This is a genomic window from Rhizobium sp. P1_C7, assembly GCF_056406295.1.
In genome coordinates, this window is the sequence record NZ_JBFUAL010000015.1 from 33166 (window position 1) to 54743 (window position 21578).

At 61.8% G+C, this 21578-nt stretch carries 21 protein-coding genes; 12 read left to right on the forward strand and 9 right to left on the reverse strand.

The annotated features are described in order from the left end of the window. Positions 1–56 precede the first annotated feature (56 nt). The 5 genes from AC1D2R_RS21835 to AC1D2R_RS21855 are packed head-to-tail and all read left to right on the forward strand — an operon-like array spanning position 57 to position 4994. A complete protein-coding gene (locus AC1D2R_RS21835) occupies positions 57–920 on the forward strand; it encodes an ABC transporter permease (protein WP_477970384.1) in 864 nt (287 codons plus the stop codon). Next, positions 920–1711 carry an ABC transporter permease gene (locus AC1D2R_RS21840; RefSeq protein ID WP_477970386.1) on the forward strand — a complete coding sequence of 264 codons (792 nt, stop codon included), beginning with the start codon at positions 920–922 and terminating at the stop codon, positions 1709–1711. The genes AC1D2R_RS21835 and AC1D2R_RS21840 overlap by 1 nt, the downstream gene beginning before the upstream one ends. Further along, a complete protein-coding gene (locus tag AC1D2R_RS21845) occupies positions 1708–2808 on the forward strand; it encodes an ABC transporter ATP-binding protein (RefSeq protein ID WP_477970388.1) in 1101 nt (366 codons plus the stop codon). Before AC1D2R_RS21840 ends, AC1D2R_RS21845 begins: the two co-directional genes overlap by 4 nt. Continuing rightward, on the forward strand, positions 2805–3548 hold the full coding sequence (locus AC1D2R_RS21850; protein WP_477970389.1) for an MBL fold metallo-hydrolase: 744 nt from the start codon (positions 2805–2807) through the stop codon (positions 3546–3548). The genes AC1D2R_RS21845 and AC1D2R_RS21850 overlap by 4 nt, the downstream gene beginning before the upstream one ends. Before the next feature lie 12 nt (positions 3549–3560). Further along, positions 3561–4994, forward strand: coding sequence for an aldehyde dehydrogenase family protein (locus AC1D2R_RS21855; RefSeq protein ID WP_477970391.1), 1434 nt, complete (start codon positions 3561–3563; stop codon positions 4992–4994). A 146-nt stretch (positions 4995–5140) separates the two neighbouring features. Here the strand turns inward: AC1D2R_RS21855 and hutC are convergent, their stop codons facing one another. Further along, positions 5141–5896: a histidine utilization repressor gene (gene hutC / locus AC1D2R_RS21860; protein ID WP_477970393.1), complete on the reverse strand. Its 756-nt coding sequence runs from the start codon at positions 5894–5896 to the stop codon at positions 5141–5143. A gap of 188 nt (positions 5897–6084) precedes the next feature. On the opposite strand from hutC, the gene AC1D2R_RS21865 reads away from it, so the two are divergent. From AC1D2R_RS21865 to solA, 6 genes are all read left to right on the forward strand, one after another. Continuing rightward, the gene (locus AC1D2R_RS21865) at positions 6085–6924 is read left to right on the forward strand and encodes a transporter substrate-binding domain-containing protein (protein WP_477970395.1); all 840 of its coding nucleotides are present in this window, start codon (positions 6085–6087) and stop codon (positions 6922–6924) included. 104 nt (positions 6925–7028) lie between these two features. Next, positions 7029–7754, forward strand: a complete 726-nt coding sequence (locus AC1D2R_RS21870) for an ABC transporter permease (protein WP_477970397.1) — start codon at positions 7029–7031, stop codon at positions 7752–7754. A 10-nt stretch (positions 7755–7764) separates the two neighbouring features. Further along, complete coding sequence (locus AC1D2R_RS21875) at positions 7765–8469, forward strand: ABC transporter permease (RefSeq protein WP_477970399.1); 705 nt, start codon at positions 7765–7767, stop codon at positions 8467–8469. Between the two features lie 28 nt (positions 8470–8497). Continuing rightward, entirely contained in the window at positions 8498–9274 is a 777-nt protein-coding gene (locus AC1D2R_RS21880; RefSeq protein WP_477970401.1) for an ABC transporter ATP-binding protein, read from the forward strand. Next, a complete protein-coding gene (locus tag AC1D2R_RS21885) occupies positions 9271–10764 on the forward strand; it encodes an HAL/PAL/TAL family ammonia-lyase (protein WP_477970403.1) in 1494 nt (497 codons plus the stop codon). Before AC1D2R_RS21880 ends, AC1D2R_RS21885 begins: the two co-directional genes overlap by 4 nt. An 11-nt stretch (positions 10765–10775) precedes the next feature. Continuing rightward, entirely contained in the window at positions 10776–11936 is a 1161-nt protein-coding gene (solA, locus tag AC1D2R_RS21890; RefSeq protein ID WP_477970405.1) for an N-methyl-L-tryptophan oxidase, read from the forward strand. Between the two features lie 3 nt (positions 11937–11939). Here the strand turns inward: solA and AC1D2R_RS21895 are convergent, their stop codons facing one another. From AC1D2R_RS21895 to AC1D2R_RS21920, 6 genes are all read right to left on the reverse strand, one after another. Further along, entirely contained in the window at positions 11940–13010 is a 1071-nt protein-coding gene (locus tag AC1D2R_RS21895; RefSeq protein WP_477970407.1) for an ABC transporter ATP-binding protein, read from the reverse strand. After that, positions 13007–13936: a PfkB family carbohydrate kinase gene (locus AC1D2R_RS21900; RefSeq protein ID WP_477970409.1), complete on the reverse strand. Its 930-nt coding sequence runs from the start codon at positions 13934–13936 to the stop codon at positions 13007–13009. The genes AC1D2R_RS21895 and AC1D2R_RS21900 overlap by 4 nt, the downstream gene beginning before the upstream one ends. Further along, positions 13937–14959 carry an SIS domain-containing protein gene (locus AC1D2R_RS21905; protein WP_477970411.1) on the reverse strand — a complete coding sequence of 341 codons (1023 nt, stop codon included), beginning with the start codon at positions 14957–14959 and terminating at the stop codon, positions 13937–13939. It abuts the gene before it with no gap. After that, positions 14956–15801, reverse strand: coding sequence for a carbohydrate ABC transporter permease (locus AC1D2R_RS21910; RefSeq protein WP_477970413.1), 846 nt, complete (start codon positions 15799–15801; stop codon positions 14956–14958). Before AC1D2R_RS21910 ends, AC1D2R_RS21905 begins: the two co-directional genes overlap by 4 nt. Continuing rightward, positions 15801–16685: a carbohydrate ABC transporter permease gene (locus tag AC1D2R_RS21915; RefSeq protein WP_477970415.1), complete on the reverse strand. Its 885-nt coding sequence runs from the start codon at positions 16683–16685 to the stop codon at positions 15801–15803. The genes AC1D2R_RS21910 and AC1D2R_RS21915 overlap by 1 nt, the downstream gene beginning before the upstream one ends. Before the next feature lie 73 nt (positions 16686–16758). Further along, a complete protein-coding gene (locus AC1D2R_RS21920; RefSeq protein ID WP_477970417.1) occupies positions 16759–17997 on the reverse strand; it encodes an extracellular solute-binding protein in 1239 nt (412 codons plus the stop codon). A 221-nt stretch (positions 17998–18218) separates the two neighbouring features. Between AC1D2R_RS21920 and AC1D2R_RS21925 the strand changes: the two genes are divergently transcribed. Then, positions 18219–19424 carry an ROK family transcriptional regulator gene (locus tag AC1D2R_RS21925; protein ID WP_477970419.1) on the forward strand — a complete coding sequence of 402 codons (1206 nt, stop codon included), beginning with the start codon at positions 18219–18221 and terminating at the stop codon, positions 19422–19424. Positions 19425–19486: 62 nt separating this feature from the next. On the opposite strand, the gene AC1D2R_RS21930 is transcribed toward AC1D2R_RS21925, so the two are convergent. Further along, on the reverse strand, positions 19487–20509 hold the full coding sequence (locus AC1D2R_RS21930; protein WP_477970421.1) for a Gfo/Idh/MocA family protein: 1023 nt from the start codon (positions 20507–20509) through the stop codon (positions 19487–19489). 81 nt (positions 20510–20590) lie between these two features. Beyond that, positions 20591–21499, reverse strand: a complete 909-nt coding sequence (locus AC1D2R_RS21935; protein WP_477970423.1) for a LysR substrate-binding domain-containing protein — start codon at positions 21497–21499, stop codon at positions 20591–20593. Between the last annotated feature and the right edge of the window lie 79 nt (positions 21500–21578).

Here is a 21578-nt window from a genome sequence, read left to right on the forward strand (position 1 = left end):
GCCCTCACCATGACCCTCTCCCTGAAAAAAAGGAGAGGGACGACGGAGCCTTGAGCATGGCTACGCTTTCTCTCGAAGATACAGAGCATCGCAAGGCTTGGGGGTTCGTCGCTCCCGCACTTGTCTGGACGATCGCATTCTTCGTTGCGCCGTTTCTTTTCATGGCGGCGATGAGCCTGTGGTCGCAGCAAAGCGGCTCGATTGTCCGCCTCTGGAGCTTCGGCAACTACATTGCGTTCTTCGAGAAGGACGCTCTGTTGAAGGGCCTGATCAACTCGCTTGAAATCACCGCCATCGTCACGATTTTCTCCATTCTGCTCGCCTATCCTCTTGCCTGGATCATCGCCGAGCGCGTGCCTCAACGCTTTCAGCGGACCGCGCTGATATTGGCAGTTCTCCCGTTCTGGACGTCCTATGTCGTCCGCTCCTATTCCTGGCTGCTGGTTCTCTCGCGCAACGGCGTCATCAACCAGGCACTCATGCAGAGCGGCCTGATCAGCGAGCCGCTGGAACTTGCCAGCAATCGCACGGCCACCGTCATCGGGTTCGTGCATTTCTTCGTCATGCTTCTGACGCTGACCATCTATGCCAACCTCGTGCAACTATCGCCAAATTATCGGCGGGCCGCGGCGGATCTTGGGGCCAATGCGCTGCAGACGTTCTGGCATGTTGTCTTGCCACTGACGCTGCCAGGCATCATGACGGGCGCCTTCCTGACATTCGTACTGTGCATCGGCGACTACGTCACGCCGCAGATTCTGGGCGGCAACAATGAACTTGTGCTGCCGCAGATCATCATGCTGCAGCTCGGGCGCCGCGCCGATTTCCCGATGGCAGCAGCATTGTCGATCATCCTGATGCTGGCGGTCACCGCCGCCTATGTCGCCTGCGCCCGCTGGCTGAAGATCGAGAGGGCGTGATGCTTGGCAAGAGGCTCTCCACATGGCTCGCGATCGCCTACGCTGGCCTGATTTTCGGCTTCATTTTCCTGCCAGTCGTGGTCCTCGTGCTTTTTTCCTTCCAGGACGGACGCCTGCCCATCCCGCCGTTCAACGGTTTTTCCCTGCAATGGTATGAAGCGGTCCTTGCCGACCGCAAGCTGATGGCGGCGCTGCTGCACTCCTTTCTGGTCGCGACCATCTCCTCATTCGTCGCCTGCCTGCTCGGGTTTCTGGCGGCCTACGCACTTGCGCGCTACAAGCTGCCAGGCTCCGCATGGCAGCGTGGTCTATTGATCGCGCCGATGACGGTCAGCTATCTCATCATCGCGCTTGGGCTGCTCACGGTCCTCAACACGCTGGGCATCGGCCTGTCCCTCTGGACGGTCGGTATCGGGCACGTGGTCATCAACCTGCCGCTCTGCTTTGCGATTATTTACTCGTCGATGGGCGAGCACCACGTCAACATCGAACGGGCTGCCCGCGACCTCGGCGCCAATGACATGAAAGTCATGATGCTGGTCACGGCGCCAATGCTGATGCCATCGCTGCTTGCCGCCTTTTTCCTCTCGGTGACCTTCAGCTGGGACGAGTTCATCATCGCTTTCCTGCTGTCTCGCTTTGACGTCACGCTCCCCGTAGAGATCTGGAGCCTTTTGCGCTCCGGCCTCAATCCGAAGACCAATGCCATCGGGTCGTTGGTGTTCCTCGTCTCTGTCATGGTGCTGATCGTGCTGGAGCTGTGCCTGTTCGGAAGGACCAAGAAATCATGACCGCTCCGGTTTCGATCACAAACGCAACCAAGACTTTCGGCAGTTTCACCGCGCTCGATGATGTTTCGCTCGACATTGCTGCAGGCGAGTTCATCGTGCTGCTTGGGCCTTCGGGATGCGGCAAAACCACGCTTCTGTCCATTCTGGGCGGCTTTCTGACGCCGACAAGGGGACGCATCGCGATCGGCGGCAGGGAGATGACCAACGTGCCTCCGGCACGCAGGCCGACGACGACAATGTTCCAGGACTACGCGCTGTTTCCACACATGAAGCTCAAGGAGAATGTTGGCTTCGGCTTGAGGATGCGCGGTGTCGGCAAGGTGGAGCGCGACGAGCGTGCGAGGAGCTTCCTCGACCTTGTCGGTCTGAAGGCATCGGCCGAGAAAAAACCGCATGAGCTTTCCGGCGGCCAGCGGCAGCGCGTGGCGCTTGCCCGTGCGCTTGCCGTCGATCCCGACGTCCTTTTGCTGGATGAACCGCTTGGTGCGCTGGACCTGAAACTGCGTCGCCAGATGCAGGACGAACTGAAAGCGATCCAGAAGCGCGTCGGCACGACCTTCGTGCATGTAACCCACGACCAGGAAGAGGCGATGGCGATTGCCGACCGGATCGTGGTGATGAACCAGGGTCGTATCGAGGATTTCGGGCCGCCGACGGACATCTATATGCGCCCGCGCTCGCTGTTTTCGGCCGCCTTCATGGGCGAAGTCAATCTCGTGTCCGGCACCGTCAGGTCGCTGGATGCAGCCCATGCGCAGGTCGAAACGGCACTCGGAAGGATCACCCTCGCACATCGGAATTTCACGGCTGCGCCGCCTTCTGGAGGTCAGAAGGTGACCCTTTGCATACGACCGGAGCACTTGCGCCGCAGCGGCGAGGCAAGCGAGGCGACGACCGCGCTCGGCGATGCGATGGTGACGAGCACCGCCTTTTTCGGCACGCATCACCGTTGTCATTTGAGATCCGCCAGGGTGCCGGGGATCGCGATCATCGCTCACATGCCCCAGACGACGGATGTCGCCGTGGGCCAAAACGTAGCGCTTGCCGTCAACCCCGCAGATGTCGTCGCCCTGCCGGCGCGGGCCGGTGGACATTGAAGGGGAGGGAACGCATCAGGGCGGATGGATGGTATAAGGTCCGCCATCTCGAGGACGATGTCACGGCGATCTCCGAACCCTATATTCAGGAGTTCTACCGTTGCAACATCTGGCATGTGCGCGGACGCGACCGCGACATGCTGGTCGACAGCGGCATGGGTGTTGTTTCCCTGCGCGAATGGGTGCCGCTCGTCACCGAGCGCGATCTGATCGCTGTCGCCAGCCACACCCATTTCGACCATATTGGCTGCCATCACGAGTTCGACTGCCGCGCCGTGCATGCGGCCGAAGCCGACCTGCTTGCCAATCCCACGCGGACGAACACGCTCGCCGATCCCTACGTGGCCGATGAAATCTTCAGCGCCCTTCCACCCGAACCCTATTGTTCCAAATGCTATGCGGTTAGGAAGGCGCCCGCGACCCGGATTCTCGAAGACGGTGATGTGATCGACCTCGGCGATCGCAGCTTCGAGATCATCCACACGCCCGGGCATTCCCCGGGCGGCATCGCGCTTTGGGAAGAGAAGACGGCAGTGCTATTTTCCGGCGACATTCTCTACGACGGCCCGCTCATCGAAGACACCTATCATTCCAATGCGCAGGACTATCTCGCCACGATGGAAAGGCTTCTTAAAATTCCCGCCCGGATCGTCCACGGCGGCCACTTTCCGAGCTTCAGCGGCGAGCGATACCGTCAGTTGATCACCGACTGGCTTACCGACAAGACAGACCAGATTTGAGGGAGGCACCCAATGCTCGACAAGCGGAAATTCTATATCAACGGTGAATGGGTAGCCCCTCTTGCCGAAAATGACCTTGAAGTCCTGAACCCGGCGACCGAGCAGCCCGTGGCCGTCATATCCATGGGGACAGCCGCCGATATCGACCGGGCGGTTGCGGCTGCGAAAACGGCGTTTGCGAGCTATAGCCGCACGAGCGTCGAAGAGCGCCTGGCGCTGCTGGAGGCACTCCTCTCGATCTACAAGCGTCGCTATGACGAGATGGCGCAGACGATCACGCTGGAACTCGGGGCGCCGATCACCATGAGCTGCGAGCAGCAAGCCGACGTCGGCGTCGGCCATCTGCAAGGCTTCATTGACGCCCTGAAGCGCCTGGAGACGCGCGAGGTGCTTGGCAACGGCGACGTGCTGTTGCGCGAACCGATCGGCGTCTGCGGCCTCATTACGCCATGGAACTGGCCAATCAACCAGATCGCGCTGAAGGTTATCCCGGCCCTGGCCACGGGTTCGACCTGTGTGTTGAAGCCCTCCGAGTTTACGCCGCTGAGCGCATTGCTCTATGCCGAGATGATCGATGAGGCGGGCTTGCCCGCAGGCGTTTTCAATCTTGTCAACGGCGACGGCGTCCATGCGGGTGCTGCACTGTCACGGCACCGGGACGTCGATATGATGTCGTTTACCGGCTCGACGCGTGCCGGCATCGCGGTCAGCAAGGATGCGGCTGAAACAGTCAAGCGCGTCACGCTGGAGCTTGGCGGCAAGTCTCCGAATATCGTCTTCGAGGACGCCGATCTTGAGGAGCGGATCACTGGCAGCGTTCTCGAATGCTTCAACAACTCCGGCCAGTCCTGCGATGCACCGACGCGGCTCTTGGTTCAGAGGTCGGTCTATGCGAGGGCGGTTGAGATCGCCGAGCGCGTGGGCCGCGAGGTCGTGGTCGGCAACCCGGCCGAAGCGGGAACGCATATCGGGCCGCTGGTCAGCGACGTGCAGTTCAAACGCGTGCAAGCGTTGATCAAAGCCGGGATTGCCGAAGGTGCGCGAACGCTTGTTGGCGGTGCCGGCAAGCCGGACGGCTTTGAGACCGGCTATTTCGTCAAGCCGACCATCTTCGCCGATGTTGACAACTCGATGCGCATTGCGCGCGAAGAGGTGTTTGGTCCGGTGCTGGCGATCATGCCGTTCGACACCGAAGAGGAGGCGATCGCGATCGCCAACGACACCAGCTACGGCCTCGCCGCCTATGTGCAGACCGGTGATCCGGCGCGCGCAGAGCGCGTCGCTTCGCGGCTTCGCGCGGGCATGGTCCATATCAATGGTGCGCCGCACCGCTACGGCAGCCCCTTCGGCGGCTATAAGCAATCAGGAAACGGACGCGAGGGCGGGATGTTCGGCCTTGAAGACTTCCTGGAGGTGAAGACGCTCCATCGCCCGGATGCCGCTTGAGGGCGTTGGTGAGCCCCCGGAAGTCTGGCGCTCCCACGCGCCGTCGCCACGAAAACCGCGCCGCTCCAAAGCGGCGAGGAAGCGGATGGCTGCGGACGTCGGCTGAACCGCCATCAGGCCTAAGTCCCATATACAACTGAGGTTGCTCATTCCTCGAAAACTCTACCGCTCCGGGTCTCCAGGCGGTAGCGATAACCGGGATAGACGAGCCGTGCGGTGGAGACGACATGCCGCTCCGACCATGTTCGGCGGCGGATCGTCAGGCAAGGTTCGCTCCTCAGTATCGTCAGCAATTTGCATTCCCAGGCCTGAGGCATGGCAGCCTCCACGATGTGTTCGGAGCCGCTGAGTGGTGCGGCAGCCGTCAGATAGACGTTGGGCGTGAGCGACGAGAAGTCCTGGGAAAGGTAGTCCGGCGCGGCGGCCGGATTGACGAAGCGGTCTTCGATCTGGACTGGCACGCCGTTTTCGCTGTGGACGATCAGCGAGTGGAAGACGGGTGCCGCGATATCGAGCTCAAGCGCGTCGGCAACCTCCGGTGAAGCGGCTTCCTGGGCAAGGATGACGACCGAAGCCTCGTGCGTGTGGCCGCGCTCAGCGATTTCGTCGGCGATGTTGCGCACCTCAAACAGCGCCGAATAGCCCTTGCGCTCGGCAACAAATGAGCCGACGCCCTGGATGCGCACAAGCTCTCCCTCTGTTGCGAGTTCCCGCAGGGCGCGATTGGCCGTCATCTTGCTGACGCCAAGCTCGCTGACCAATTCGTTCTCCGAGGGCACGCGGTATTTGGGCGGCCACTCGCCGCTGTGGATGCGGTCAAGAATCATCTGCTTGACACCAGCATAGAGCGGTGCGGTATCGTTCTGGGCCAACTCACGCTTCATCTCTCCAGGACGCTTCATTGCCTATTCCTTTTGCACGAACGGAATTCGCCCGATAAACCGACTTTCCCCTTGCATATCATAAAATATCTCATATGGTACCCTATACAACCTGTCGATCAACTTCTTTGAAGTGCGTGGCAGGCAAGCCGGCGCAGACCGGTCGATCGAGCCGAAAGGCCAATTGTAACTTCAGAGGAGATCCTTCAATGAAATTCAGCACACTGCTTCTTTCCGGCGCCATGGCGCTCTCCGTCTTTGCGGCCCCGGTTGCTGCAAAGGATTGGACGACTGCCACGATCACGCTTGAGGGTGCCTATGCACCCTGGAACATGACCAATGCCGATGGATCGCTCGGCGGTTTCGAGCCCGAGCTTGCCAAGGTGCTCTGCGAGCGCGCCAAGATCGATTGCAAGCTCGTCGCATCCGATTGGGACGGCATGATCCCGGCGCTCAACGCCGGCAAGTTCGATGTGATCATGGATGCGCTGTCGATCACCGAGGATCGCAAGAAAGTCATCGGCTTTACCATCCCCTACGCTGCAACGCCTGCAGCGTTTGCGACCGCCAAGGATAGCCCCCTGGCGAGTGCAGCCGGCACTGGCGCAACGATCAAGATGACGCCAGGCCAGACCGGCGTGAAGGAAATCGACGCACTCAAGGAAGCCTTCAAGGGCAAGACCATCGGCATCCAGGCGGCCACGGTTTACGCGAAGTTCGTCTATGACAATTTCGGCGATATCGCTGATATCCGGGAATACAAGACCGGTGCCGACCGCGATCTCGACTTGCAGAGCGGCCGTATTGATCTCGGCTTCGACGATGCCGTTTATTTCGCCAATGCATTCCAGTCCGCAAACGATACACTCGCATTTACCGGTCCCGAAATCGTCGGCTCGATCTGGGGTGAGGGCGAAGGCCTTGGCATTCGCCAGGCCGATACCGATCTGCGCGACAAGTTCAACGAGGCAATCAAATCGGCACTTGCCGACGGCACAGTGAAGAACCTCTCGATGAAGTGGTTCAAGGTCGACGTCAGCCCGCAATAACGCTCGACCGGCGAAAGCCGGCGGTCCCGGTCTCCGGCTTTTCTGCCGGGGACCGCATGCTATTCTGACACCGTCGAGAGACTGGCGGGCGCGGGGACACGGGTATGGCAACACTGCAATTGATTGGATTCGGCTCGACTGGATGGGGTGCGCTGCTCCTTCTTGCGGCATTGATGACGCTTTGCGTCACGGCGACCGCGCTCGCAATCGGAGCCGTACTTGGCGCGGGGATCGCCGCCGCCAAATTGTCCGGAAACGTCCTTCTCGCAACGCTGGGCAACATATACACGACCGTCTTTCGCGGCGTGCCGGAACTCCTGATCATCTATCTCATCTACTTCGGCGGCTCGTCTGCGATCACCTCCATGGGCAAAGCGATGGGTTACGAGGGTTTCCTCGGCCTGCCGTCATTCCTCGCCGGCGCACTGGCGGTCGGCATCATTTCCGGCGCCTACCAGGCAGAGGTGTTTCGCGGTGCCTTTCAGGCAATATCGAAGGGCGAGCTGGAGGCTGCTTCGGCGATCGGCATGCCGCAAAGCCTGCGTTTTCGTCGCATCATCATTCCGCAGGTCCTGCGCCTTGCCATTCCGGGCCTCGGCAATGTCTGGCAGCTCAGTCTCAAGGATTCCGCGCTGATCTCGGTCACCGGCCTTGCCGAGTTGATGCGTACCAGCCAGGTCGCAGCAGGCTCCACGCGGCAGTACTTCCTCTTCTTCATCGTCGGCGGCGCGCTCTATCTCATTTTGACCAGCCTGTCCGATCGCGTCTTCAACGGAGCAGAGCGACGGGCAAACCGCAGCATGCCGACTGCGGCCATGGGCAAGGCTTGAGGATCGTAGAATGGATTTTGCATTTCTCACCCAGACCATGATGACCCTGCTCAAGGCCGTTCCGATGACCTTGGCGCTGTTTTCCCTTGCGGTCTTCTTCGGCGGCATTCTCGGGCTTTTGATCGTATGGATGCGCATCGGGGGCAATCCGGTGCTTGCGGCGATCGCCAAGGGCTACATCTTCATCTTCCGCGGTTCGCCGCTCTTGATCCAGATGTTCCTGGTGTTTTACGGCCTGGGTCAATTCGGGTTCATCCGCTACTCGTTCCTCTGGCCGTTCCTGCGCGAGCCCTTCGTCTGCGCGGTCCTGTCGCTGGCACTGTGCACCGCCGGCTATTCGGCCGAGATCTTTCGCGGCGGCATTCGCGCGGTCTCGCCGCGCGAGATCGAGGCGGCACGCTCGATCGGCATGTCCGGCCCGCTCCTCGTTCGCCGCATTCTGGCACCGATTGCCTTCCGTCACGCGCTGCCGGCCTACTCGACCGAGATCGTGCTGATGATGAAATCAACGGCGCTCGCCAGCCTCGTGACCGTCTGGGAAGTCACCGGAGTGGCGCAGCGTCTGATTTCGCAGACTTACCGGACAATGGAAGTCTTCCTCTGCGCCGCCGTCATCTATCTCGTTCTCAACTTCATCATCCTGCAGGCCATGTCCTTGCTGGAATACTCGCTCTCGCGACATCGCCGCGCCGCCCCGCCGGCGCTGAAAGCGTAGCTGCGAAACGACCACGATTGGAGCTTTCATGCCAGGTGTCACACGACTTTCCGTTCGCAACATCCGCAAGAGCTTCGGGACACACGAAGTCCTGCGCGGCATCTCTCTCGATGCCCAGGATGGCGATGTCATTTCCCTGCTCGGTGCATCCGGCTCGGGCAAATCGACGTTCCTTCGCTGCATCAATCTCCTCGAGACCGCGAGCGACGGCGAGATTTGGGTGGATGGCGAAGAGATCCGCATGGTGCACAAGGGCGGCAGGACCCGGCCGGCGAGCCAGAAGCAGGTGGACCACATCCGCTCTGAACTCGGAATGGTGTTCCAGTCGTTCAACCTCTGGTCCCACATGACGATCCTGCAAAACGTCATTGAAGGTCCGGTTCACGTTCTGAAGCGATCGCGCGCCGAATCCATTGCCGAGGCCGAAGCACTGCTGGAGAAGGTTGGCATTGCCGACAAGCGCCATGCCTATCCGGCGCACCTGTCGGGCGGCCAGCAGCAGCGCGCAGCGATCGCGCGCGCGCTTGCCATGAAGCCCAAGGTCATGCTGTTCGACGAGCCAACCTCGGCGCTCGATCCGGAACTTGTCGGTGAGGTGCTGCGCGTCATGCGCGCGCTTGCCGAGGAAGGCATGACGATGCTCGTCGTCACCCATGAGATGAGCTTCGCCCGCAATGTCTCCAACCGTGTTGTCTTCATGAAGGAGGGCCTTGTGGAGAGCAGTGGAACGCCCGATGAGATGTTCGGCGGCGGCGGATCGCCGGCGTTTCGCCAGTTCATCGGCCATTTTGGAAGCGGACAATGAAGGTTACCATCGAGACCACGCTCGGCTGGCGCGATGTGGCGCGGGTCGGGGCAGGGCATGCGCTTGCTCTCTCGCCTGCGGCATGGGCACGCGTCGACAATGCCAGCCGCATCGTCGAGCGCATCGTTGAAAAAGGTATCCGTGCCTACGGCATCAATACCGGTGTCGGGGCTTTGTCCGATACGGTCATCGATCGTGCCTCGCAAAGCCGGTTGTCGCGAAACATTATCCTCAGCCATGCCTGCGGCGTAGGCGATCTCTTGGCGCCACGCGAAGTGCGCGCGATCATCGCGGCGCAGATTGCCAATTTTGCCCACGGCCATTCCGGTGTACGGCCAGACATCCTGCACCACCTCGCGGCGTTTCTGGCGAAAGATTGCATTCCGGACGTGCCGTCGCGAGGTTCGGCAGGCTATCTGACACACAACGCCCATACGGCACTCGTCCTGATCGGCGAAGGCAGCGCCCGCGTTGCAGGCAGGCGGATGAGCGGCCGCGACGCATTGGTTTCGATCGGCCTCAAGCCCCTGGTGCTGGGCGCCAAGGAAGGGCTCAGTCTGGTCAACGGCACGGCTTGTGCCACCGGTTTGGCGAGCATCGCCCTGGCAAGGGCCGAACAGCTCCTTGACTGGGCGGATGCGATCGGCGCGCTGACGCTTGAGGCGGCTGGATGCCAGATGGCCGCGTTCGACGAGGCCGTGCTTGCGCTTCGCCCCTCGCGAGGCATCGCACAGGTCGGTGCCTCGTTGCGCCTTCGCCTGACAGGCAGTGGTCTTGTCGCCGCTGCGGTGGGGCGGCGTACGCAGGATGCGCTCAGCCTGCGGTCGATACCGCACGCCCATGGTGCGGCCCGTGACGTGTTCGACACATCGGCAGCAGTGGTCGATCGGGAGCTCGCATCGGTGACGGACAATCCCGCGGTGTCGGGAACGCCCGAAAGCCCGATTGTCTCGTCGGAGGCTCATGCGGTTGCTCCAGCGCTTGCGCAGGCAGCCGATAGTCTGGCAGTCGCGCTGGCGCAGATTTCGGCCATGAGCGAGAGGCGCATGGATCGGCTGATCAACCCGCTGGTCAGTGGCCTGCCGCCATTCCTTGCCAGCGATGCCGGCAGCAATTCCGGATTCATGATCGCCCAGTATACGGCAGCGACCCTCGCCAATGAGAACCGGCGGCTTGCCGCACCGGCTTCCACCGACGGCGGGGTGACGTCCGCCTTGCAGGAGGACTTCCTTGCCCACCCGACGGCTGCGGCAAACAAGCTGCTCTCGGTGATCGACAACGCCGAATACATTCTGGCGATAGAGCTGATGGCTGCGGCCCAGGCTCACGATTTCCTGGTCGGGTCCGGGTCGCGTGCACAAGGTACGGACGCCATTCATACGCTCACCCGCAAGGCGGTTGCGCATTATCAAGACGATCGACCGCTTTCCAACGATATTGAGAGGTTGCGGACACTGTTGCAGGAAACCCCGCCGCCAGCTGCCGCCTGAAGGAGAAGGAAATGACCACCCAGTTTGATGTTGCCGTGATCGGCCTCGGTGCGATGGGCAGCGCAGCGCTCGCATTTCTTTCGGCACGCGGCGTCAAGGCGATCGGTATCGATGCCTATTTTCCGGCGCACGCCTTGAGCTCCTCGCATGGAGACAGCCGTCTGATCCGGATGGGCTACTTTGAGGACCCGTCCTACGTGCCGCTCCTTGAGCGTGCCTACAGGAACTGGCGCTCGCTGGAGGCGAGGCTTCGTACCGACATCCTGACCATCACCGGCGTCCTGCAGATCGGTGCTCCCGACAGCAAGATCGTCAGCGGTACGCGGGCGTCATGCGAGATGCACGCCCTGCCGCACGACCTCCTCGACAAGGCGGATATGGCAGCCCGGTTTCCTGCCTTTCAACTCGATGACGGTGATGTAGCAGTGTTTGATCCGCAAGGCGGATATCTCCGGCCGGAGGCGGCTGTCATGGGATATCTGAAGCTTGCGGCAGGAGATGGAGCCGTCCTCCATTTCGGCGAGCGCGTGTTGGCGATCGAACCCGATGATGGTGGCGTGACGGTCCAGTCGGCCACAGGCCGTTATCGGGCGAGGAAGGTCGTTGTTGCGACCGGTTCGTGGATTGCGGAGCTTGTCCCGCACCTCAAGGGCCACGCCGTTCCGATCCGCCAGGTCGTCGCCTGGTATCAACCGGCCAATGGCTTTGCGACAGAACCGCAACGCATGCCGTGTTTTCTCCGCGATGAAGGTGCTGGGGGCTCCTACTTCGGGTTTCCGGCGATTGGGGTCGACGGCGTCAAGGTGGGCCGGCATGCCCATTTTCGGGAACCGATCGATCCCAACCGGCTCAATCCTCCGGTCAATGAGGCCGACACGGCTCTGCTCGACGGTTTCATAGCGAAACGCGTGCCAGCTGCGGCAGGTCTGCGGGTGAACGCCACGACATGTCGCTATACGATGCTGCCGAGCGAGGACTTTCTGCTGGACCTCTTGCCGGGCAACCGAAATGTCGTCGTGGCCTCACCGTGCTCCGGTCACGGTTTCAAGTTTACCAGCGTCGTCGGTGAGATCCTGGCAGATCTGGCGCTTGAAGGCGGCACGAAGCTTCCGACCGCCGCCTTTTCCTTTGACGCGATGGACCGCTCTATCGCGGCCCGCGCGCTGGCCTGAGCGTCAGCTGCACCGCAGTCCTGTTTCGGGATCGAAGAGGTGGATTGCCTCGGGATCGAAGACGAGCGCCAGTTCCTGCCCGGCGCTCAGGAGCGTGCGTGGCGGCAGGCTGGCCATGAGGCGTTGTTCTGCGAGGAACGCCGTGACAACGAGTTCGGGGCCGGTCAGTTCGGCGACATCGCATCGCACGGCGATCGAACTGCCGGAGCCGTCCACGCGCAACGTTTCCGGGCGGATGCCGAGTATCAGCTTTCGGCCTTCTGCTAGCTTTTCGATGAACTCGGAAGGAAGCGGCACCAGGCACTCTGTTCCATCGATCTTCAGGCTACCGTTTTCTACCGTCGCCTTCAGGAGGTTCATCGGCGGGGCGCCAACAAAGGTCGCGACATAGAGGGTTGCTGGCCGGTCATAGATTTCGGAGGGAGTACCGAGCTGCTCGATGCGCCCGTCTTTCATGACGGCGATCCGGGTTGCGAGCGTCATCGCCTCGATCTGGTCGTGCGTCACATAGACGACCGTCGTCTTCAGAATTTGGTGCAGGCGCTTGAGTTCGGTGCGCATCTCCATGCGCAGCTTGGCATCGAGATTGGACAGCGGCTCGTCGAAGAGAAAGACCTCCGGCTTGCGCACCAGGGCTCGGCCGATCGCGACGCGCTGGCGCTGACCGCCAGAAAGTTGTCCCGGCTTGCGGTCAAGAAGGCCCTCGATCTGCAAGAGCCTGGCGGCGTCGCGCACTGCCGTGTTGCGTTCTTCAGCCGGCACCTTGCGCATCTCGAGGCCAAAGCCGATGTTGCGGTGAACGGTCAGGTTCGGATAGAGCGCATAGGACTGGAAGACCATGGCGATGTCGCGGTCTTTCGGGTGCACGCCAAGGACGGAGCGATTGCCGATGCGCACGTCGCCGCTGGTTGCATCGGCGAGGCCGGCAATGATATTCAGCAGCGTCGACTTGCCACAACCTGACGACCCCAGCAACACCAGGAACTCGCCGCTTTGGAGAGCGATGTCGATGCCTTTCAGCGTCTCCACCTCACCATAGGTCTTGCGAATGTTCTGGATCTCGAGCGCGCTCATCGATTGGTCTCCTCGGAAGCCGCCGGTCTGTCATAGCTGCGGGGAAGGGTGGAAATGGCACGCGAGGCGACGTCGCAACCTGCCGAAAGGCAGGCTGCGATCGGCTTGTCCTCGGCGAGGGCGGCGAGAAAGGCTGCATTGAAGACGTCGCCGGCGCCGATCGTGTCGACGACCTTGACCTTCGAGGCGCAAACAGAGGTCGCCTGACCGTCCGACCCGATGCCGACAGCCCCATCGGGACCGCGCTTGACTACGACAACAGCGCCATCTGGCATATGAGACCTGATTTCGCGTGCTGCCTCGACAGGATCGTCAAGGCCGGCGAGCGTGGTCGACTCGACTTCGTTCAGAAGAGCAATCCCACAGCGCGAAAGCCAGTTGCGCGTGGCGCTGCAATTGTCTGGCGTCCAGCCGTCGAGCGGCCAGCCGGTATCGAGTGCCACCGTGATCTTGTGCTTGTCGGCCCAGTCGAAGAACGCATCGTAGTCACGCGTCAGATCGTCAGTCAGGAAGGCGCCGCACAGAAGGGCATAGCCGCCCGACATTTTCGAGCCATCGACGACGGCGAAAACGTCGGCGAGGCTGAAACGGGGCAGGTGGCCGCGGGTCGTGAAGAAGGTGCGCTCGCCGTCCGGATGTGTGATGCCAACGGAGAGCGTCGTTGTCTCCGGCCGCACCGGCCATTTTTCGGCGCGCGATCCGAATGTCTCGCTTAGCCAGCGGCCAAACTGGTCGTTGCCGACATTGGCCGCGATCTGGAAATCGACGCCGAGGCCATCCCAGGCAAGCGCGCTGTTGCCGGCTGCACCTCCAACACGCAATTCGTCATGATCGACGATGATCTCGGTGCCCGCCTTCGGCCACGGTGCCGCGGGGCCGAGAATGAGATCGACGTTGACGTTGCCAATAACGGCGAGCGGTCGCATTCATTCGCTCCGTGTGATCTTGGTCGAGCGTACCGGCGTGCCGGCATTGTCGACGCGAGCATCGGCAAATTCGATCATCAGACGCTGCGCCGCAGGAAGCATCGCCAATATCGCGGCAAGGCCGGTCGCCGGCTTGAAGCGGATCGTGACCGTTCCGGCGACAGGCTCCTCGCTTGAGGCATCAAACACCACGACGGGAGCCCCGGTCCCGACAGCGGAAACCGCCATTGCCGTGACCAGGCTGCGGGTATTGTCGTTTGCCCGGAAGAGGACAACGCCAATCCTGGGGCCGAGCATTTCCATCGGGCCGTGCCTCAGCTGACCCCCTTCCAGTGAAAAGCAGGGGAGCCGCGACAGTTCGGTCAATCCGAGCGCAAGCGCTTCTGCAACGCCCTGCAGGCGGCGTCCGGATGTGACGACGGTTGCGACATCGGCCAGTGCCGAAAGCGCCGGTGCGATGTCTGGTTGCTCGGGCGTGGCGAGGGCCGCCAGAGCACCGGCCGGATCTTCTCCCAGGGCCGCCAGAATGGCGAGGTGCAGCGCGAAGGTGACGGTGAGGCTGCGGGTTGCGGCGAACGCCAGTTCCGTGCCACCGGCGCCCGTCAGCGAGGTGACGGTGCGCGCAAGGAACGATCCGCCCTCCAAGGTCAGCCCGAACGTGTCCGGATTGCCGCCGGTTTCGTTGAACCAGCGCACCACCTCGGCGCTCTCGCCGGACTGGGATGTGATGAGCACGGTTCGGTCGACGAGTGACAATGGCTGCCCCAATTGTTCGGACAGCGGCAACGCGATCGTATCGATGCCGAGCGCGCGGTAGAGCGGCTCGACGGCGCGGCCGACGGCGTGCGACCCACCCATGCCGAGCAGGAGCAGCGCGCCTGTCTTGCGCAGCGAGGTCGCGATGGTCCCTGCTGTCGCCCTTGCAGCGTTGTAGGAGGTCAGCGCGTCCTGATGTTGACGCGCCATCTCCCGATCGATGGCGAGAAGGCCGGCGGGTCGTGTCTTTTGCTCGGTCATGTTCATCCCTTTACGCCGCCGCTGGTCAGCCCCGAGATCAGGGCGCGTTGCATGACGAGTCCGACCAACACCGGTGGCAGGGCGGCCAGCACACCCGCGGTCGCGATCAGTCCGTAGTCGGAGACACGGCCGCCGGCGAGATCGGCGATGGCAACCGTGAGTGTCTTGGCGCGCTGGTCGGAGGTGAACAGCAGCGCATAGAAGAATTCATCCCAGGCAAGCAGGAAGGCAAACAGCGCCGACGTTGCGACAACGGGCATGGCGAGCGGCAGCGTGATGATCCTCAAGGTCTGGAAGAGGCCCGCGCCATCGATCATTGCTGCTGCCTCGATCTCCTTCGGGATGGAATCAAAGCCCGATTTCATCAACCAGGTCGTGAACGGCGCCAGGATCGTCAGATAGACGAGGGCGAGCCCGAAGACGTTGTTCAGCATGCCGAGGTGCGAGAGGCCCATATAGAGGGGCACGGCCAGCGCCACAGGCGGCAGCATATAGGTGGCGATCACCATCGTCAGCGACCAGCCGACAGACGGCGTGCGCGAGACTGCCCAGCCGGCGGGAATGGCAAGCGCGATGGCGGCGATCGTCGCCATGCCGGCCACTTCGATGCTGTTTCTGAGTGACGCGGTGAAGGCGGCGCCTGCGCTGTTTTCCAGCGTCGAGAGCAGCACCCCATAGCGGGAAAAATCCATCGACTGCGGCCACCAGCGAAGCGGCTTTGCGGCAAGGTCGGCAGCCGGCGAGATGCTCATGATGAAGAGCCACAGGATCGGCGCCAAGATGACGGCGGCGAGAAGCAGCGCGCAAAAGTAGATGAAGACGGTGAAAACAGGACCCCTGCGTTCCATCAGGCGGCACTCCCTGCGGTCTTGCGGACAAGGGCAGCGTAGGCCGCAGCAAGGACGGTGACCAGGAGCGTGACGACGAGCGCAAGCGAGGCGCCGGACCCGGCCCGCTGGAAGGAAAAGGCTTCCTGGTAGACGAGTATCGACAGCGTTCGCGTGCTGTTGGCCGGCCCGCCCCGCGTCATGACCCAGATGATATCGAACACTTTGAATGCTTCGATCGTGCGCAGAACGAGTGCGACCATCAACGGACCGGCGAGATAGGGCAGGATGACGAAGCGGAAGCGCGAAAATGGTCCGGCACCATCGACCAGCGACGCTGCGGTGATATCACGCGGAACCGCCTGCAGGGCGGCCAGAGCAATCAGGGCGACCAGCGGAAAATTCTTCCAGCAATCGGCAACGATCAGGGCCGCGAGCGCGGTGCCGGGCTCTCCGAGCCATGAGCGATAGGCGTCGATCAGGCCGATCTGCGTCAGCGCCGCATTGAGCGCACCGTATTCAGGATTGTAGATCAAGCGCCAAAGCGTTGCGTTGACGACGGTTGGCAGGGCCCAGGGGAGTATCATCAGGGCACGCAGCACGCCGCGGCCGACAAAGTTCTGGTTGAGAAGAAGGGCAGCGAGAACACCGATCACCATTTCAGCGGCTACGGAGGCGATCGCAAACCAGGCGGTGGTGACGAGCGTGCGTTGGAAATTCGAGCCGGAGATCATCTTCACGTAATTGTCTATGCCGACGAAGCTGCCTTGTGTGCCGACGAGCTTGGCGTCGGTGAAGGACAGGCTGACGGTATCGATCAACGGCCATCCGATGACGGCTATCATGACCACGAGCAGGGGCAACATCAAAAGCCACGCACGGGTTGTCATCCAGGTGCCGGACATCGGGCGCCCTCTCAATTCATCGGTATGGACATGAAGGCCAGGCGGCGCTTGCGGCCGCCTGGCGGTTCGTTGCTCAGAGGCCGCTGTTTTCGGCAGCGGACTTCAGCGCATCTTCCGGTGAAGACTGGCCGAGCAGGGACTCCTGGATTGCCTGCTGAAGGGCAGTCGAGAGCTCCTGATACTTTGGTGTCGTCGGGCGCGGATACATGGCGGCGAGACCGATCTTGGCGGCAGAGATCAGCTCTTCCTGGCCCTTGGTGACGGCAGGGTCGTTATAGGAAGACGCCCAGATCGGCAGGCTGAGCTTGGCATATTGATTCTGCGTGGCCTGCGAGGTCATGAAGGCGATATACTTCCAGGCCTCATCGGGATGATTGCTTGCCGACGTGATGCCAAGGCCCATCGAACCGTTGACGGCGGATGCTTCACTCTTTCCGGCAACGCCCGGCGCGGGCACGACGCCTACCTTGCCAGCCACCTTGCTGTCCTTGGGGTCGTTTGCCATGTTGTACATGTAGGTCCAGTTCAACGCGAAGGCCGCGTCACCGTTTTGGAATACCTTACGGACGTCCTCTTCCAGGAATTCCTTGGAGTTCGGGTTGGTCAGGCCCGATTTATAGCTGGATACCATGTAATTCAGCGCATCGAGACCGCCACCCGTCTGGAAGGCGGGCTTGCCGTCTTTCAGGAAGTCACCCTTGTAGGCGCTGACGAGCGTCGTGTAATCGCAAATCGCGGCTTCTGCCTGCGACCAGCTCCAGGCGATCGGGGTGGCCAGCAGACCCTTGTCCTTGATGATCTTGGCCTGTTCGGTCAGCTCGTCCCAGGTCTTCGGCGGGGTCTTGATTCCAGCCTTTTCCAGAATTTCCTTGTTGTAGAACAGGTATTTGGTGTCCAGAATCCAAGGCATGCCGTAGTACTTGCCGTCGGCCTCAACGGTCGTCCAGGCGCCGGGCAGGACACCCTTCTTCGTGTCGTCGGAGATGCGCGAGGAAACATCGACCAGAACCTTGTTGCTCGCGTATTCAGCGGGCCAGATCACATCGAACAGGACGACATCGTAGCCACCGCCCGAGCCCTGAGCCAGCACCGTCTTGTCGTGCAGGCCCTCGTAGGGAACGAATTCCAGGTTTACCTTGACGTCGGGGTTTGCCTTGCTGAATGCATCCGTCATGGCGCGGACATCGGCCTCGCTATAGGCCGCCTGTGCCATGAACAGCGCATTGATCGTGGTTTCGGCAAAGGCATGCGGCGCGAATGACGCGCCGAGCAGAGCCGCACCGAGCAGTGTCTTGTTTAAGGATTTCAACATTCCAGCCTCCAGTTTTTTGACATTCACGCATTTTTCCGAGGCGGCTGTGCGTCGCACCGGCTGTCGAAGAGGCACCCGGTCTGCCGGCTGCCGAAATTCGGAGCGTCGTCGGAGCCGTTCCGGCCCGCTGCGTTCCCTGGAACTCTTCGGTTCCTTATTAAGTCAATTGTCTTGACTTATTTGTTCTTCAATATTCTATTGGTGTCAAGAGGGAATTGCACATGAACGAAACGCGCCCGATCCGGGCCAAGAGCGGCACCAACCATGAAGGCACCAGCGCCCATAACCGGCGCGTGATGATCGACGCGCTGCGAATGAACGGCGCGCTTTCACGTGCGGATCTCGCGCGAGCGACGAAACTGACCAAGCAGACCGTTTCCAACATCATCGATGAACTGGAGCAGGATGGATTGGTCAGCTCACAGGACGTCGTCAGAAAGGGAAGAGGCCAACCGTCGACCCCCTATGGTCTTGTGCCCGAAGGCGCCTTTGCGATCGGCCTTCAGATCGATCGGCACACCACCAGGGCGCTGGCCGTCGATCTCATGGGCAATATTCTGACGCGCGCGGAAGCGAACCTGCCACCGGACGGCCCATCGAGTGGCATCAAGGTCATTCTCGACCTGGTGGAGACTGTCAGGCGTGATCTTGCAAAGCGGGCCAGTCAATCGGAGCGGCGTCTTGTTGGTCTCGGCGCTGCGATGCCCGGTCCCTTCGGCGTCGAGGCAAGCGCCGATGATCCCTGGATGATGGCTGCGTGGCAGAGGTTTCCGCTGCTGGAGATGCTGGCTGCGGGGACGGGGCTCGAGGTCGGGCTCCAGAACGATGCGGCCGCCTGTGCGACGGCCGAGCGAATGGTCGGCGCCGCACACGGGCTTGATCACGCCGTGTGCCTCTATCTCGGCTATGGTATCGGCGCCGGCCTGATCCTCGGGGGGGAACTGTACAGCGGTGCAAACGGCAACGCCGGTGAAATCGGCATGGCGCTCTTGTCTCCTGGCGGACGCTCCGCGCCGCTCGAACATCGTGCATCCCTTGCCTCGCTCTATCAGCACTTGGGAATCGATCCCGCAGACCCTGAGCTCTATGGGGCCATCAACGATCTTGCCTCCAGAGGCGATGCCAGGGTTTGTTCCTGGATCGAGGAAGCCGCGATGGATCTGCGCTGGAGCGTCCATCTCATCGAGACCATCTTCGATCCGCAGACGGTCATCTTGTGCTGCGGCGCCCCGGAAGCGCTTGCCCGCCGGCTTGTCGCGGCGATGGAGCCGCTGCTGCCATCGATCTCCAATCGTCCAGGCCGTGTCATTCCGCGCCTCCAGCTCGGCATGACCAATCCCTGGGCGGTCGCGCTCGGCGCTGCGGCCGAACCCATCAGTCGCGCCTTCGACCCGCGCTTCTCGGCAATCCTGAAGGGGGCAGCGTAGCGCGAACCAACCTCGATCGGGATGATTTTACTGCGGCGACCCGACGGTGCTTCGCACAAATCTCAAAGCAAGCGAGCGACCTGCTGCGCGGCCTTGTACGGGGCCTGGCAGAGGTCTTCCCAGTCGGTGAGCAGCTGCATGATTTCGATCGAATCGTCAAGGCGCGGCGAGGGGCGTTGCGCCTGCTTGAGCCCCTGGGTGAGGCAGTGTTCGACAACGCGAACCTGGTGGCCAAATGCGTCGACGTCCGACCGGACCCGGACGTGTTCGGGCTCTTTTCCATACGCCTCGAGCGTGAGGATATTGTCGCCGGCAATCGGCAGCCACGGGTTCGTGATGAAGCTTACCGAGCCAAGGTCGCCGCGAACCGTGAAGTCGAAAGACATGCCGAAGCTGTCGGTCGATTGCAGTGTCGCGAGCGTACCGGTGCCGAAGCGAACAGCCAGGGCAGCATCGCATATGGTGTGATCCCCGGACGCGAGGTTGCCGTGACCGCTCATGGCCCTCTTGGAGAAAGCATCGGGGCCAAAGGCCGTCTGGATGACGTAGTGCAGCAGCGAGGCCGGATAGCAGCCGAGATTGTAGATCGTGCCATTTCCCCTGGGGTTGACGACCTTCCAGATATCGGCGGCGTAGAGGCCTGCGATTGAGCGGATGGCGCCGAGGCGACCCGATCGGATGATCGCGCCAAGCTCGGCGATGACGGGATGGTTGAGGTACATCAGTCCTTCGAGAAAGAAGATGTCCGATGTCCGCACTGCGCTCGCCAAAGCCTGAGCGTCGGCCATCGTTGTCGCCAGGGATTTTTCGCAGACCACGGCCTTGCCGCGTTGCGCTGCCTTGATCACGGCTTCGTGGTGCATATTGTTCGGCAGGCCGACATAAACGACGTCGATCTCGGGATCATCGACGAGGGCATCGATCGTGGCGTAGCTTTTTGCAACGGCATGCCGATTGGCGAACGTCAAAAGGCGCTCTGGATCACGGCCAGTGACCGCGTCGAGCCTGGAGCCGTCACTTGCGCAAATCGCATCGGCCATCGTGTTGGAGATGAAGCTCGTCCCCAGAATTCCCCAACGCAGCATTCCGTTTCATCCTTCGCTCGATCGCCGTCGTTGCGGCAACTGCTTCTTCTACCGGCTGCGAAGCGGGGTCGCATAGGGATATTATGATGCTGCGAGGGGCAGATTTGCTGCCCTTCCCTCCGCGACCAGCCAGGCGCGCAAGGCAGCGATCGGCTTTCGGTCGCGATCGGCAATCCGGCAGCAAAGCCGATAGCCGGCCGGCCGGGCTGTGAAGCCGAATGGTGCAACCAGACTGCCTGAGGCGAGTTCCGCTTCGACTGACGCGCGCGGCGCGATTGTGAAGCCCAGACCGGCCTTGGCGGCGCTGAGCGCCAGCACGAGGTCGCCGAATTCGGTGCGCTTCAGAAAGCGGACGGGTGTGGTCCCGCTTTCGCGAAACCAGTCGTCCCAGAGGTATCCGACATCGCGGGCGATGATGGCTGTCGCCTTTTCGAGGCCGGCGGATATCTTGGCGGCAGACTGCGGACTTGCGACCGGGCCGAATTCGTCGACCATGAACTGCGTGGCCGAAATATCCGGCAGCGGCCGGTACTCGCCGCCTGCAACGATGGCGTCGATATCGGGTGCGTCCGACAGCGTGACGCTGACGGGAACTGGCACCACCTCGATATCGAGTGACTTTATGTCCGCCTGAATGCGCGGCAAAAGTGCAACGAACCATGCGGAAGCCATCGGCATCGGGACGCCGAGCCGCAGTCGCAGCCGGTGTTGCTGGAACGATACCTCGTCGGCTGCCCGCACGATGATCGCAAATGCCACTCCGATGGCGTCTGCAAGGCGGCGGGCGGTGTCGTTCAGGCTGACGCGCCCGCTCTCCCTGTTGAAAAGCGCGACGCCGAAGTGATCCTCAAGGCTCGCTAGCTGCTGGCGCACGGCGCCCGGCACGACGCCGAGATCGGCCGCGGCCGCCCGAAGGCTTCCGCACCGCGCCAACGCATCGAAGGCTCTGAGCGCATTGAGCGGGGGAAGGGAGGGGCGTTTGTCTGCCATAAGGGGTTCACGGTCCAAACACGGGGTATCCAGCGTTTTCGGTCGCGGCAGGGCGTAAGTCAACCGATCCGCCCCCCGA

Bases quoted from the DNA above. Each gene is read 5' to 3' on its own strand.
- AC1D2R_RS21835 (WP_477970384.1), top strand. From the start codon at position 57: ATGGCTACGCTTTCTCTCGAAGATACAGAGCATCGCAAGGCTTGGGGG.
- AC1D2R_RS21840 (WP_477970386.1), top strand. From the start codon at position 920: ATGCTTGGCAAGAGGCTCTCCACATGGCTCGCGATCGCCTACGCTGGC.
- AC1D2R_RS21845 (WP_477970388.1), top strand. From the start codon at position 1,708: ATGACCGCTCCGGTTTCGATCACAAACGCAACCAAGACTTTCGGCAGT.
- AC1D2R_RS21855 (WP_477970391.1), top strand. From the start codon at position 3,561: ATGCTCGACAAGCGGAAATTCTATATCAACGGTGAATGGGTAGCCCCT.
- hutC (WP_477970393.1), bottom strand. From the start codon at position 5,896: ATGAAGCGTCCTGGAGAGATGAAGCGTGAGTTGGCCCAGAACGATACC.
- AC1D2R_RS21865 (WP_477970395.1), top strand. From the start codon at position 6,085: ATGAAATTCAGCACACTGCTTCTTTCCGGCGCCATGGCGCTCTCCGTC.
- AC1D2R_RS21870 (WP_477970397.1), top strand. From the start codon at position 7,029: ATGGCAACACTGCAATTGATTGGATTCGGCTCGACTGGATGGGGTGCG.
- AC1D2R_RS21875 (WP_477970399.1), top strand. From the start codon at position 7,765: ATGGATTTTGCATTTCTCACCCAGACCATGATGACCCTGCTCAAGGCC.
- AC1D2R_RS21880 (WP_477970401.1), top strand. From the start codon at position 8,498: ATGCCAGGTGTCACACGACTTTCCGTTCGCAACATCCGCAAGAGCTTC.
- AC1D2R_RS21885 (WP_477970403.1), top strand. From the start codon at position 9,271: ATGAAGGTTACCATCGAGACCACGCTCGGCTGGCGCGATGTGGCGCGG.
- solA (WP_477970405.1), top strand. From the start codon at position 10,776: ATGACCACCCAGTTTGATGTTGCCGTGATCGGCCTCGGTGCGATGGGC.
- AC1D2R_RS21895 (WP_477970407.1), bottom strand. From the start codon at position 13,010: ATGAGCGCGCTCGAGATCCAGAACATTCGCAAGACCTATGGTGAGGTG.
- AC1D2R_RS21900 (WP_477970409.1), bottom strand. From the start codon at position 13,936: ATGCGACCGCTCGCCGTTATTGGCAACGTCAACGTCGATCTCATTCTC.
- AC1D2R_RS21905 (WP_477970411.1), bottom strand. From the start codon at position 14,959: ATGAACATGACCGAGCAAAAGACACGACCCGCCGGCCTTCTCGCCATC.
- AC1D2R_RS21910 (WP_477970413.1), bottom strand. From the start codon at position 15,801: ATGGAACGCAGGGGTCCTGTTTTCACCGTCTTCATCTACTTTTGCGCG.
- AC1D2R_RS21915 (WP_477970415.1), bottom strand. From the start codon at position 16,685: ATGTCCGGCACCTGGATGACAACCCGTGCGTGGCTTTTGATGTTGCCC.
- AC1D2R_RS21920 (WP_477970417.1), bottom strand. From the start codon at position 17,997: ATGTTGAAATCCTTAAACAAGACACTGCTCGGTGCGGCTCTGCTCGGC.
- AC1D2R_RS21925 (WP_477970419.1), top strand. From the start codon at position 18,219: ATGAACGAAACGCGCCCGATCCGGGCCAAGAGCGGCACCAACCATGAA.
- AC1D2R_RS21930 (WP_477970421.1), bottom strand. From the start codon at position 20,509: ATGCTGCGTTGGGGAATTCTGGGGACGAGCTTCATCTCCAACACGATG.
- AC1D2R_RS21935 (WP_477970423.1), bottom strand. From the start codon at position 21,499: ATGGCAGACAAACGCCCCTCCCTTCCCCCGCTCAATGCGCTCAGAGCC.